The sequence below is a fragment of the Rhodococcus sp. WS1 genome, assembly GCF_003797745.1.
Taxonomy (GTDB): Bacteria; Actinomycetota; Actinomycetes; order Mycobacteriales; family Mycobacteriaceae; genus Rhodococcus_F; species Rhodococcus_F erythropolis.
Genome location: NZ_RKLZ01000001.1, coordinates 1202090 through 1214102, shown reverse-complemented (window position 1 = coordinate 1214102; position 12013 = coordinate 1202090). Strand labels below are relative to the sequence as shown.

At 63.4% G+C, this 12013-nt stretch carries 12 protein-coding genes; 8 read left to right on the top strand and 4 right to left on the bottom strand.

The window, feature by feature from the left end; translation table 11 throughout:
• Positions 1–5: 5 nt before the first annotated feature.
• Positions 6–917, top strand: coding sequence for a LysR family transcriptional regulator (locus EEB12_RS05605; protein ID WP_019747644.1), 912 nt, complete (start codon positions 6–8; stop codon positions 915–917).
• Between the two features lie 25 nt (positions 918–942).
• Here EEB12_RS05605 and EEB12_RS05600 read toward each other — a convergent pair whose 3' ends face one another.
• Entirely contained in the window at positions 943–1623 is a 681-nt protein-coding gene (locus EEB12_RS05600; protein ID WP_141487872.1) for a TetR/AcrR family transcriptional regulator, read from the bottom strand.
• 75 nt (positions 1624–1698) lie between these two features.
• On the opposite strand from EEB12_RS05600, the gene EEB12_RS05595 reads away from it, so the two are divergent.
• The 3 genes from EEB12_RS05595 (at position 1699) to EEB12_RS05585 (ending at position 8068) form a co-directional block, all read left to right on the top strand.
• On the top strand, positions 1699–2862 hold the full coding sequence (locus EEB12_RS05595) for an FAD-dependent oxidoreductase (protein ID WP_141487496.1): 1164 nt from the start codon (positions 1699–1701) through the stop codon (positions 2860–2862).
• Positions 2863–2869: 7 nt separating this feature from the next.
• Positions 2870–3703 carry a DUF3626 domain-containing protein gene (locus tag EEB12_RS05590; RefSeq protein ID WP_141487495.1) on the top strand — a complete coding sequence of 278 codons (834 nt, stop codon included), beginning with the start codon at positions 2870–2872 and terminating at the stop codon, positions 3701–3703.
• A 180-nt stretch (positions 3704–3883) separates the two neighbouring features.
• The gene (locus EEB12_RS05585; protein WP_141487494.1) at positions 3884–8068 is read left to right on the top strand and encodes a bifunctional nitrate reductase/sulfite reductase flavoprotein subunit alpha; all 4185 of its coding nucleotides are present in this window, start codon (positions 3884–3886) and stop codon (positions 8066–8068) included.
• Positions 8069–8074: 6 nt separating this feature from the next.
• Here EEB12_RS05585 and EEB12_RS05580 read toward each other — a convergent pair whose 3' ends face one another.
• The gene (locus tag EEB12_RS05580; protein WP_019747649.1) at positions 8075–8539 is read right to left on the bottom strand and encodes a tRNA (cytidine(34)-2'-O)-methyltransferase; all 465 of its coding nucleotides are present in this window, start codon (positions 8537–8539) and stop codon (positions 8075–8077) included.
• A gap of 136 nt (positions 8540–8675) precedes the next feature.
• Between EEB12_RS05580 and EEB12_RS05575 the strand changes: the two genes are divergently transcribed.
• Both EEB12_RS05575 and EEB12_RS05570 read left to right on the top strand, forming a co-directional pair.
• The gene (locus EEB12_RS05575) at positions 8676–9353 is read left to right on the top strand and encodes an excalibur calcium-binding domain-containing protein (RefSeq protein WP_060938829.1); all 678 of its coding nucleotides are present in this window, start codon (positions 8676–8678) and stop codon (positions 9351–9353) included.
• A gap of 33 nt (positions 9354–9386) precedes the next feature.
• Positions 9387–10007: a pentapeptide repeat-containing protein gene (locus EEB12_RS05570; RefSeq protein WP_003940770.1), complete on the top strand. Its 621-nt coding sequence runs from the start codon at positions 9387–9389 to the stop codon at positions 10005–10007.
• Between the two features lie 6 nt (positions 10008–10013).
• Here EEB12_RS05570 and EEB12_RS05565 read toward each other — a convergent pair whose 3' ends face one another.
• Both EEB12_RS05565 and EEB12_RS05560 read right to left on the bottom strand, forming a co-directional pair.
• Positions 10014–10289, bottom strand: coding sequence for a DUF1905 domain-containing protein (locus EEB12_RS05565; protein ID WP_020969121.1), 276 nt, complete (start codon positions 10287–10289; stop codon positions 10014–10016).
• A gap of 31 nt (positions 10290–10320) precedes the next feature.
• Complete coding sequence (locus EEB12_RS05560; protein ID WP_081328952.1) at positions 10321–10800, bottom strand: GNAT family N-acetyltransferase; 480 nt, start codon at positions 10798–10800, stop codon at positions 10321–10323.
• Positions 10801–10864: 64 nt separating this feature from the next.
• Between EEB12_RS05560 and EEB12_RS05555 the strand changes: the two genes are divergently transcribed.
• Both EEB12_RS05555 and EEB12_RS05550 read left to right on the top strand, forming a co-directional pair.
• A complete protein-coding gene (locus EEB12_RS05555; RefSeq protein ID WP_007727401.1) occupies positions 10865–11722 on the top strand; it encodes a bifunctional methylenetetrahydrofolate dehydrogenase/methenyltetrahydrofolate cyclohydrolase in 858 nt (285 codons plus the stop codon).
• A 5-nt stretch (positions 11723–11727) separates the two neighbouring features.
• Positions 11728–12012 (top strand): DUF3017 domain-containing protein, encoded by a 285-nt coding sequence (locus EEB12_RS05550; RefSeq protein WP_003940740.1) that lies wholly within the window; start codon positions 11728–11730, stop codon positions 12010–12012.
• Position 12013: the final 1 nt, after the last annotated feature.

The window sequence follows — 12013 nt, the reverse complement described above, 5'->3', positions numbered from 1 at the left end:
GGTCTATGTCGTTGTCTCCTCGGGTGCCGGAACTCAGTGCCCTCGACGTCCTGCTTTCCGTAGGGCGTCTAGGCAGCATGGGTGCTGCCGGCCGGGAGCACGGACTCAGTCAGCAAGCGGTCAGCGCCCGGGTGCGTTCGGTCGAACGGCAGCTCGGAATCAAGGTTTTCGATCGAGCGGCGACCGGTGTTCGTCCCACCGCCGAGGGCGGTCTGATTCTCGAGTGGGCAAGTCACATCCTCGTCAGTGCCGAGGAAATGGCATCGGGAGTTGCCGCACTTCGCGGTGAACGCGACGCTGCCGTCACAGTTGCCGCCAGCATGACCATCGCCGAGTATCTGGTTCCCGGATGGACGGTCGCGATGCGGCACAAATTCCCCAACGTCGTGGCGTCGGTGAGCTTGCACAATTCCTCGGATGTCTCTGCTCAAGTGCAGGCAGGCCAGGCCGATATCGGATTCGTCGAAGGTCCGGATGTGCCGTCGGCGCTCGCGTCGTGCGAGGTAGCGCGTGATCACCTCGTCGTGGTTGTGCCGCCGGGACACGACTGGGCCAATGGTGTGCCTGTTCCGGTTGCGGACCTCGCACGCACGCCGCTGATTCAGCGCGAGTCAGGGTCAGGGACGCGTCTGACGCTCGAGAATGCTGTTCCCGATTGTGTGCCGCCGTTGCTCGAGCTCACCTCGTGCACCGCAGTCAAGGCTGCGGTGGTGGCAGGCAACGCGCCCGCCGTTCTGTCGTCGTTGGCCGTTGCTGCCGACCTGACGGACGGCCGACTGGTCGCGGTCAACGTCGACGGCTTGCGGATGCCGAGGCGACTCCAAGCCGTCTGGGATCCCGATCGCGGATTGCGCGGTGCGGCAAGAGATTTCCTCGACATAGCGCTCGGCTCCAACACCGCTGTTCATTCGCGTTGACGGCTGCGGTTGACGGGAACGGCTGCTATCGGACGGTGTCGATCCCCGCGAGGATGAGATCGATGCCTGCCAGAAACTGTTCTCGGTCGTCGTGGTCGCGCAATTGCGCCGTCACCTGATTGAGGAACGGGTACTCCGCGGAATCGAGTTCTTCCCACCGCTGCGCGACGGTGGCGAGGAAGGCGGACCGATCTGTCTCGCGGGGGAGGAGGCGGGCCCCCGCGGCATACTGTCCGGCGAGGCCGAGCACGTAGTTCAGGAGTGCGGACGCACAATCGAACTGTGCCGATTGGGGAACGCCGAGTGCTTGGAGTTGCCCTCCCAGACTCTCGAAGATCTGCATCACCGCTGATTGCCACGGCTCGCGAGAGAGTTGGGTGCCGACCCACGGGTGCGCGTCGATCGCGTCGAACACACCGAGAGTGATGATCCGGATCGCCTCCCGTGGGGTTGCGCTTTCGGTTCCTTCGGTGGTCACGCGGGCGATGACGTCGTCGGTCGCCGCGGCGAGCAGTTCGCTCTTGTTGGCAACGTGCCAGTAAATCGCCCCGCTACCTGTTGCCAGGCGTGCGGAGAGTGCGCGAAATGTCAGCGCAGCTTCGCCCTCGTCGTCGAGGATCTCGATCGCAGCCTCGACGATTCGCTCCTTCGAGAGCGCGTCCGTACGTCGCTCGGTCCGCTGATTCCTGGTCGCCATGCGCACCATCTTGACATATCTGGAACGCCGTTCCAAGATGGTCAGTGGAACGACGTTCCAATAGAAGCCTGAAAGGAAACGAACATGAGCAACTCGATAACGATCATCGGGGCGGGCCTCGGCGGTCTGACCCTCGCGCGCGTCCTCCACGTTCACGGAATTCCGTCGAAGATCTACGAGGCGGAACCGTCGGCAGAAGCTCGCACGCAGGGCGGCCAACTCGACATCCATGAACACAACGGTCAGGCGGCGCTCGACGCTGCCGGCCTCATCGACGAGTTCCGCGCGGTCATCCACGAGGGCGGTGCCGCGTCGCGCGTACTCGATCAACACGCCGCTGTACTCCTCGACGAACCCGATGACGGCACGGGAGTCCGTCCTGAAGTGCTGCGCGGAGACCTCCGACGGATCCTGCTCGAATCCCTTCCGGACGGCACGATCGAATGGGGACGCAAGGTCGACAGTGTCCGCTCGCTCGGCTCACGGAACACTGCCGACGAGCGCGCTGACGGCCGACACGAACTGACCTTTGCCGACGGTTCGACGGTGACTACCGACCTCCTCGTCGGCGCCGACGGTGCCTGGTCGAAGATCCGCCCGTTGCTCTCCGATGCGAAGCCCGAATACGTCGGCACGACGTTCATCGAGACGTATCTGTACGACGTCGACGAAAAGCATTCGGCTGCAGCCGAGGCAGTCGGTGGCGGGGCGATGTACGCGCCCGCACCCGGAAAAGCGATCGCCGCGCATCGAGAGGCGGGGGACATCGTGCACACCTACGTCCAGCTGAACCATACGGCGGAGTGGTTTGCCGGTATCGATTTCACCGACGCCGCTGCTGCGACAGCGCGGGTCGCGGCCGAGTTCGACGGTTGGGCAACGGAACTCACTGCGCTGATCACAGACGGCGAAACCGCGCCGATTCCGCGCGCGATCCATGCACTTCCCGACGAGCACCGATGGGATCGCGTGCCTGGGGTCACGCTCCTCGGTGACGCGGCACATCTGATGGCTCCGTCCGGTGAGGGTGCGAACTTGGCCATGTTCGACGGCGCCGAACTGGGAAGGGCGATCTCCGCGCACCCGGACGACATCGAAGCGGCACTGAGCGGCTACGAGGAAGCGATGTTCGTGCGCAGTGCATCCGAGGCCGCTGACTCGCACGTGATCCTTGATCTTTGCCTCGGTGAAGGCGCACCGTATTCACTGGTCGACTTCTTCACCGGCGCTGCTTCCGTATCCGGATAATGGACGAATGCCTGTTGATTCCACTCCCTCGTCTGCCGCGATTGCGCACGTGCGCGGTCTCTCGAACGGCGACCAGGTGGATCGAAATCACCGGGTGACGTTGCACTTTCATCCGGACCTCCCGTCTGAACGTGGTCTGACACTGGCCTCGATCGCACGTCAAGGCACCTACGTGACCCAGTTCGAGACTCGTACCAGCAACGGCGGACTGACAGCGCATCACGGCGGCGACCGTTGGCTTTGGGAGAGTCGGATATTCGGCGGGGCTTACGACGAGCGAGAGCCGTCGGAACGGCCGAAGTACGGATCGTTGAACTTCTCCGCCGATCCGTACGGGGCATCCCCTCGGTTCGGCTCGTCCTACTTCCGGCTTGCCGAGCACACACTCGACCGCACCACCTTCTGCTTTCCGGACAGCGTCTTCGAGCCTGATCTCTTCGGAACTGCCGAAGCGATGAGCTTGGTCGGCGCCGCCAGAGCCGCCGAGTTCGACGATCCGCTCGACCACTACATCGAGGCGCACGTCCACGGCGTCGTCGACATCGGAACGGACGTCGAGGCACTCGTCCTGGACCCGAGTTACCGCGGCACACGGATCGAAGAGATCGCCCACTCACTCACGTGCCCGGTCCTGTGGCACGACGGTTACGCGGTCGATGTCGAAGAGATAGCCGAACATCCCGAATACCGGGGAGCGACCGTCGTCGACCTTGCCCGAGAAATTGCCCGCGGCAGGCGACTGACGCCTGCCGTACTGGGGCTCGCACGGAGCGCGTCCTTCGATCCGCAGGACGTCAAAAAGGTCTGGCACTACATTGCTCGATTCGGCGGCAGGGCGTAGAACTGGGCATTCGCGTATCGCTGCCCGTCGACGACCGCCGGTTCCGGGACCGCACATCGGTCCGAAGGGCGCGGTGAGGAAAGAGTGATTGATACGCAACATCGAGCATGAACTCCCGAAACAACTGCATCCGAAGATAGAAGTCGACCTTGATCCTCGGTCGAAGGGATGCATGAATCGATGGGCGCTCAACTCACCACCACCAGTGTCGACACACTCTGCGCGTACTGCGGGGTCGGCTGTGGTCTTGTCCTCGACATCATCACCGATCCGGAGACGGGACGCCGGAAGGCTGCGAAGTCTTCCGGTCTGAAGACACATCCCACCAACTTCGGGCGTCTGTGCACCAAAGGGACCACGACCGCAGACATGCTCGCAGGTCCAGGGCGAATGGACTCTGCATATCGCCGTCCGCGCCGAGGGGATGCGATCGAAGCCGCGGACATGGACGCCGTCATCACTGACACCGCCCAGCGTCTACGGGCAATCATCGACGAGCACGGCCCCGACGCATTTGCGTTGTACGTGTCCGGGCAGATGTCCCTCGAAGCCCAGTACTTGTCGAACAAGCTGGCCAAGGGATTCATCGGGACCAATCAGATCGAATCGAATTCCCGGTTGTGCATGGCGAGTGCCGGCACCGGCTACAAACAGTCTCTCGGGGCCGACGGACCGCCCGGTTCCTATCAGGACTTCGAACACGCCGACGTGTTCTTCGTGACCGGCGCGAACATGGCGGACTGCCATCCGATCCTCTTTCTGCGGATTCAGGAGCGGATCAAGGCAGGCGCGAAGTTGATCGTCGTCGACCCTCGACGCAGTGCCACCGCCGACAAGGCGAACTTGTTCCTGCAGATCGCTCCCGGCACCGATCTCGCGCTACTCAACGGACTACTCCACCTGCTCGTGGTGAACGGCCACACCGACCCTGACTTCATCGCCGACTTCACCGAAGGCTGGGAGGTGATGCCCAGTTTCCTCGCGGAGTACACCCCGGAGAAGGTCAGTGAGATCACCGGTATCCCCGAGGCCGACATCCGCACTGCAGCGCAGTGGATCGGTGAGGCTGCAAACTGGATGAGCTGTTGGACAATGGGTTTGAACCAGAGCACCCACGGCACGTGGAACACCAACGCCATCTGCAACCTTCACCTTGCGACCGGTGCGATCTGCAAGCCCGGCAGCGGTCCGTTCTCGCTGACCGGGCAGCCGAACGCCATGGGTGGGCGTGAAATGGGCTACATGGGTCCAGGTTTGCCCGGCCAGCGCGCCGTGATGGTCGACGCCGATCGCGAATTCGTAGAGGAGAGGTGGGGGATCCCGCAAGGCTCGCTGCGCACCGACATCGGCGGTGGCACCATCGACATGTTCTCCCGCATGGCGGCGGGTGACATCAAGGCATGCTGGATCATCTGCACCAATCCCGTTGCAACGGTAGCCAACCGCAAGACCGTCATCGACGGCTTGGAGAAGGCTGACCTCGTCATCACCCAGGATGCGTTCCTGGGCACCGAGACCAACGAATACGCCGATGTTCTGCTGCCCGCGTCACTGTGGACAGAGTCCGACGGAGTGATGATCAATTCCGAACGCAACCTGACGCTCTTTCAGCAGGCACTGGATCCGGTCGGGCAGGCGCTGCCTGATTGGCAGATCATCGCCCGGATCGCCTGCGAGATGGGGTATGCCGAGGCGTTCACCTACACCTGTGCCGAAGAGGTGTTCGAAGAGATCAAGCAGTTCTGGAATCCGAAGACCGGCTACGACTTACGCGGCGTCACCTACGAGCGCCTCCGCAAGACATCAATCCAGTGGCCGTGCCCACCAGACAGTGATCAGGACCGTCATCCCATCCGATACGTCAATGACGGTGTCAGTCAAAGGCTCCTGATCCGCGAGGACGGCAGCACTCCGCGGCTCGCATTTCCCACCGCCACTGGCCGTGCGATGTTCTTCGCACGGCCGCACATGCTTCCCGCCGAAATGCCCGACGACGACTATCCATTCCTGCTCAACACCGGTCGTCTCGCGCACCAGTGGCACACCATGACCAAGACAGGCAAGGTCGCCAAGCTGAACAAACTCAACCCAGGTCCCTTCGTCGAGATCCATCCCGACGACGCCGCCAGGCTCGGCGTCGTCGACCAGGATGCGATCGAGGTTGCCTCACGCCGCGGTCGCGCTGTGCTTCCCGCCGTCATCACCGACCGAGTGCGTCCGGGGAACTGCTTTGCCCCATTTCACTGGAACGACGCCTTCGGCGAATATCTGTCCATCAACGCTGTCACCAACGACGCCATCGATCCAGCCTCGCAGCAACCGGAGTTCAAAGCCTGTGCTGTCACTATGACGAAGGTCGCCGTGAACACACCTGAAACAGTGCTCGCCGAGGCGCCGCTGGTGGCTTCCGCGCCAGCTGATCGGGCTTTGTCGCGAACCGATATCCTCGCGGATGTCATCGGTCAAACAGGAACACCTGCAGTGGTATTCGATGCGCTCCAGCAGAGCTACCTGGCCGGTCTTCTCGCCGCGTTGCGTGCGGACGCCGATCGCACTGCCGGGGTCCCGACGTTGCCGTCGACGGCGCCGTTCGACGCCGAAAAGCGGATGTGGGTCGACGGGGTATTGGCCGGCCTGTACTCGCGAACCTCGCTCCCTGACACCGACGGGCCCGCGTTGTCCTCGGCTCCGGGCATTGCGACAGAACGCGCGCCGATCGTGGTGCTCTGGGCATCGCAGACCGGAAACGCGGAAGAATTTGCCGCCGCCTGCGCTGCTCGCCTTGGGGAAGTTGGCTTGCCCGTGGTGATGCATGCAATGGACGAGTTCCCGGCCGCCGACCTGGCGGCCACCCGAGAGGTCCTGTTGATCACCAGTACCTCCGGTGACGGCGAATCCCCGGACAACGGCAGCGGTTTCTGGGATGCGTTGGCTGCTGACACGGCGCCCCGCATGGCCGAGACACGTTATGCAGTCATCGCTTTCGGTGACTCGAACTATGACGACTTCTGTGGGCATGGACGAAAGCTTGACGCCCGCCTTGGTGAACTGGGGGCCAGTCGTATCGTCGATCGCGCCGACTGCGAGCCCGATTTCGAGGACACCGCTGCTGGTTGGCTGGACTCTGTCACGGCTGAACTTCAGCGCTCGGCGGCTGGTGAGACGGCCGACGTCGTCGTTGCAAAGAAGAATTCTGGGACAACCGTTGCGGCCACGCCGATTTCACCGGCGATGTCGGCGCCGCTGCAGTACAACAAGAAGGCGCCGCTGACCACAGCCTTGACGCGCAATGTCGTGCTCAACCGGCCAGGCTCTTCCAAAGACGTGCGGCAGTTGGGCTTTCACCTTCCGGACGACACGGTCAGTTACGAAGCTGGCGACGCTCTCGGAGTCTGGCCCCGAAACAGCTCTCCGTTTGTCGACGAGTGGCTCACCCTCACCGGCCTCGACGGTGAGGAGGTCGTCGAACTGGGGCAGTACGGCGATATGACCCTGCGTGCCGCGCTCACCGAACGCCTGGAGATCACTCGAATCTCGAGCGAGATGATTCGGTTCGTGCATCAACGAACTCGCGACGCGGACCTCGCCGAGTTGATGAAGCCGGAGAACATCTCCACGCTCAAAGACTGGTCGTGGGGACGACAGTCCGTCGACGTACTTGCGCAGTCACCCGTTCGTGCCTCGACGGACGAATGGCTCTCCCTCCTCAAACCGCTTCAGCCGCGGCTGTATTCGATATCTTCCAGTCCGAAGGAGAACCCACGCGAAGTGCAGCTGACGGTGTCCGCGGTGCGCTACAACGTCGCGGGTGTCCCACGACGTGGGGTGTGCTCGACCTACCTCGCAGACCACGCCCACGATGATGACATCGGCATCTTCGTGCAGAAGTCGACCCATTTCCGGCCACCGTCCGATCCCGAAACCCCGATGATCATGGTCGGTCCGGGAACCGGCATCGCGCCGTTCCGTGCTTTCCTGCATGAGCGTCGGGCATTGGGGCACACGGGCCCGAACTGGCTGTTCTTCGGGGAACAGCACGCCGCGACCGACTTCTACTACCGCGAAGAAATCGAAGAATTGCGGAAAGACGGATTCCTCACCGAACTCGACCTCGCATTTTCCCGGGATCAAGCCGACAAGGTCTACGTGCAGGACCGGATGCGTGAGCGCGGTGCGCTGCTGTGGGAGTGGTTGCAGAAGGGCGCCCACTTCTACGTCTGCGGCGATGCCAACCGGATGGCCAAGGACGTCGACAGTGCCCTCAACGGGGTGGTCGCTCAACACGGAAAACTGGCACCTCGTAGTGCGGAGGCGTACGTGAAGGCTCTCTCGGCCGAGAAGCGGTACGTCCGAGACGTCTACTGACGTCGATCAGACGGCGCCCTTGAACCCGTGCTGACGCCACGCCTCGTACGTCACGAGGGCGGCAGCGTTGGACAGGTTGAGGGACCGGCGTCCGGGAAGCATCGGGATACGCAGGCGCTCGGTGATGTGTTCGTCCGCCAATACCTCTTCGGACAGTCCGGTGGGCTCGGGCCCGAACAGCAGGACGTCGCCGGGTTGGTAGGCGATATCGGCATAGGACGTGGTCGCGTGCGCGGTGAAGGCGAACACGCGCGCGGGCGTGACGGCTTCCCACGCCGCAGCAAGGTTCTCGTGGACCGTGACAGTCGCCAGATCGTGGTAATCCAAGCCTGCGCGCTTGAGTTTCGGCTCCGACAAGTCGAACCCGAGAGGCCCGACCAGGTGGAGTTCGCAACCGGTGCCCGCGACCATGCGGATCGCGTTTCCGGTGTTGGGTGGGATGCGGGGCTCGTGGAACATCACTCGGAACACTCGAGGAACTGTACCGGGCGTCGTATCGGTGCCCGCGTCCGTGAGAAGACCGGTCGGGAAGTGTGGGCGAATTGGTAACAAACCGGCCAGTCCGTGCGAATCTATTTCCGGCACTCTTCGCAGAACGGACATTTTGATGAACCCTCCCGCCGGTTGGAACCCCGACCCCTTCGACCCCACGATCGACCGTTACTGGGACGGTCAGCAGTGGACTGCACAGACACGGCCCAAGGGCGTCGACGCACCCACTCAAGCCTTCGGCACTCCCACCCAGGTCTTCGGTGCTCCCGGATCGCCGGTGCCGGACGCAAACGCCGAGGAAGGCAAGACGCGGCGTAAGTGGCCGTGGATCGCCGGCGCAGCAGTCGTGGGGCTGGTTGCCATCGCCGCGGCGACGGGCGCAGGCAAGTCGGAAGAATCAACGACGCCTGCTGTGACCTCTTCTACGACAGCGGCGACGACAACCAAAAGCACGGTCCCGTCGACGACGAAGACCACGACTTCGTCCCTCTTGCCGACGACGACAACGATCGTGCCGCCACCAACGACGACAACCGTGGCAATCGTGCCGCTGGTTCCGCAGGTTCCGGTAACCACGACTACGCCGTACGTTCCGCCCGCCCCGGCGTACACCCCGCCGAAGACAACGGAACCCGCGTACGTTCCGCCGCCGGCAAAGGTGCCTGATGCAGGGGTGTATTACGCCAACTGCTCAGCGGTGCGAGCGGCTGGTGCTGCCCCGATCTACCGCGGCGATCCCGGCTATTCGTCCAAGCTTGATCGTGACGGTGACGGCGTGGCCTGCGAGACCTAGGCGATCGAAGCGGTGTCGGTGCGGCGGGGCAGTATGGACGGCATGCTCCCCGAAGAATCCGACGACGTCGTCGGCGAAGACTATTCAGACGCGCGGCTGGCCGGGCAGAAGTGGCGTCAGCGCACTTTCACCAATTGCAATTTCCGAGATGCCGACCTCACCGGACTCACGACGGAGTCGGTGGTGTTCACGGATTGTGATTTCACCGGCACCGATCTGGGGGAGTCCGTGCACACGGGAACGGCGTTTCGCTCCTGCAATTTTGCTCGGACCAGCCTGTGGCACAGTACGTTCCGAAACTGCAGTCTGCTCGGGTCGACGTTCGACGGTTGCCGTATCCGGCCGTTGACGCTCGACGAAGTCGACTTCTCGTTGACCTCACTCGGTGGGGCGGACCTGAGGAAGATCGACTTCACCTCATGCCGATTCCGTGAAGCGAACCTGGTTCGGGCCGACATGCGGGGCGCGGTGCTGGCGTCGGCGGATCTGTCCGGTGCTCGTACGGGTGGACTCAAACTCGAAGGTGCAGATCTGCGCGGCGCGCGGATCGATCCGAGCCTGTGGACGTCCGCATCCGTCGGAAACGCGCAGATCGAGTTGATGCAGGCGGTGGCTTATGCGTCGGCGCACGGTCTTGTCGTAGACATGAAGTAGAGGCGCCTAGCTCTCCACGCGCTCCTCGAGGCGCACTGTCACCATCTCGCCGGTCTCCTTGCCGATGGCCTTGCGAAGATCGGCTTTGACCGGCAGCTTGTGGTTGCCGTCTCCCAGCGCCATGAACGAACTCTGGAACGGATGTCCGTCGATCGTCCCGCGTACCTTGACCAGGCCGCGGGTGCCGAAGAACTCGGCGGACTCCGGCCAGATCACGTAGGTCCACCCACCCTTGGCGTCACTCTTCTGCAAGGTGGCCGTGAATTCCTTGTCCAGCAACATGATGACTGTCCCTTCGGGTCGTACCTTGTGATCAGCGGATGAATTCCCGTGCGAGCAGATCCATCAGCAGTCCGTCCTTCCACACACCATGGCGATCTCGCGAGTACTCGCGCATCACCCCGACGTCTTTGAACCCCACCGATCGGTAGCAAGCGATGGCGACGGAGTTGTCGACTTCCGGGTCGATGACCAGACGGTGGAATGCGAGGTCGTCGATCAGGTGGGCACACAGCACCCGAATCGATTCGCGACCGAACCCTTGGCTGTGAAAGTCGGGATCGAGGAACAAGTCGAGCCCGGCGTGGCGGAAGTCGGGGTTGTCCTCCGCCTCGTACCACTGGATGAAGCCGATCAGGCGGTCGCCGTAGAAGATGCTGTAGCGCGTGGTGCCGGCCTCCGGCGCTGCAGGCCAGTCGTCGTCGGGATTTTGCCACCACTGCACGACGTCCGGGTGCAGGTGAATTGCCCGCAGACGGGCGTGATGATCGGGCGCGACGGGGGAGAGGAGCACCCTCGGGCCGCGTAGTTCCGGAGCCGTTGTCACTCATCGACACTAACCTGGAACAATGGTCGCCGTGACTGCAACGATCCTCGACGGCAAAGCTACCCGCGACGAAATCTTCGAAGACCTGAAGGTGCGGGTGAGCGCTCTGAAGGCAGAGGGCATCACACCCGGCTTGGGCACCATCCTGGTGGGCGACGACCCGGGATCCGCGGCTTACGTGCGCGGCAAGCACAACGACTGCGCCAAGGTCGGTATCAATTCTTTGCGACGCGACCTGCCTGCCGACATCACGCAGGAACAGCTCAACGCGACGATCGACGAGCTCAATGCCAATCCCGAGTGCACCGGCTACATCGTGCAGTTGCCGCTTCCCAAGCACCTCGACGAGAACGCGGCCCTCGAGCGTATCGACCCCGACAAGGATGCCGACGGCTTGCATCCGGTCAACCTCGGTCGACTGGTGTTGGGCAAGGAAGCCCCGCTGCCGTGCACCCCACGTGGAATCCTCCACCTTCTGCGTCGCTACGAGGTCCCGATTGCCGGTGCACACGTGGTGGTTGTCGGACGCGGCGTCACGGTCGGTCGTCCCATCGGATTGCTGCTGACGCGTCGTAGCGAGAACGCGACGGTCACGCTCTGCCACACCGGTACCCGCGATCTCGCGGCCGAGGTTCGCCGCGCCGACATCATCGTCGCTGCCGCCGGCGTTCCCGGCCTCATCACCGCAGACATGGTCAAGCCCGGAGCAGCGGTCCTCGACGTCGGCGTCAGTCGCACCGACGACGGCCTGCGCGGCGACGTGGCAGCCGACGTGAACGAGGTCGCCGGCTTCGTCTCACCCAATCCCGGTGGTGTCGGACCGCTGACCCGCGCGTTCCTGATCACCAACGTGGTCGAGCGCGCCGAGCGGGTTCTGGCCGGAGTCTGAGTCCGATGTCCTCACTGGTCGGCCTCGCGAAGAAGAATCTGCCCATGCTCGCGGTCCTCGCCGTGATCGCGGCGGCCGTGGTTCTCGTGCTGGCCGACCGGTGGCGTCGCGGCGCCCTCGTCTTCGGTGTTGCCGTCATCATCGGAGCTGCCGCTCGGTGGTTCGTTCCCGAGAATCGTGTGGGGTTGCTCGCGGTGCGCGGAAGGGTCTTCGACACTGCGGCGATGGGTGTGATGGGTGTGTTGATCGCGACGCTCGCCCTGACCATCGATCCGCTCGGCACCGACTGAG

What these genes read in the sequence shown, in the direction of transcription:
- EEB12_RS05605 (WP_019747644.1), top strand. Translation starts at nt 6, where the DNA reads ATGTCGTTGTCTCCTCGGGTGCCGGAACTCAGTGCCCTCGACGTCCTG.
- EEB12_RS05600 (WP_141487872.1), bottom strand. Translation starts at nt 1,623, where the DNA reads ATGGTGCGCATGGCGACCAGGAATCAGCGGACCGAGCGACGTACGGAC.
- EEB12_RS05595 (WP_141487496.1), top strand. Translation starts at nt 1,699, where the DNA reads ATGAGCAACTCGATAACGATCATCGGGGCGGGCCTCGGCGGTCTGACC.
- EEB12_RS05590 (WP_141487495.1), top strand. Translation starts at nt 2,870, where the DNA reads ATGCCTGTTGATTCCACTCCCTCGTCTGCCGCGATTGCGCACGTGCGC.
- EEB12_RS05585 (WP_141487494.1), top strand. Translation starts at nt 3,884, where the DNA reads ATGGGCGCTCAACTCACCACCACCAGTGTCGACACACTCTGCGCGTAC.
- EEB12_RS05575 (WP_060938829.1), top strand. Translation starts at nt 8,676, where the DNA reads ATGAACCCTCCCGCCGGTTGGAACCCCGACCCCTTCGACCCCACGATC.
- EEB12_RS05570 (WP_003940770.1), top strand. Translation starts at nt 9,387, where the DNA reads ATGGACGGCATGCTCCCCGAAGAATCCGACGACGTCGTCGGCGAAGAC.
- EEB12_RS05565 (WP_020969121.1), bottom strand. Translation starts at nt 10,289, where the DNA reads ATGTTGCTGGACAAGGAATTCACGGCCACCTTGCAGAAGAGTGACGCC.
- EEB12_RS05550 (WP_003940740.1), top strand. Translation starts at nt 11,728, where the DNA reads ATGTCCTCACTGGTCGGCCTCGCGAAGAAGAATCTGCCCATGCTCGCG.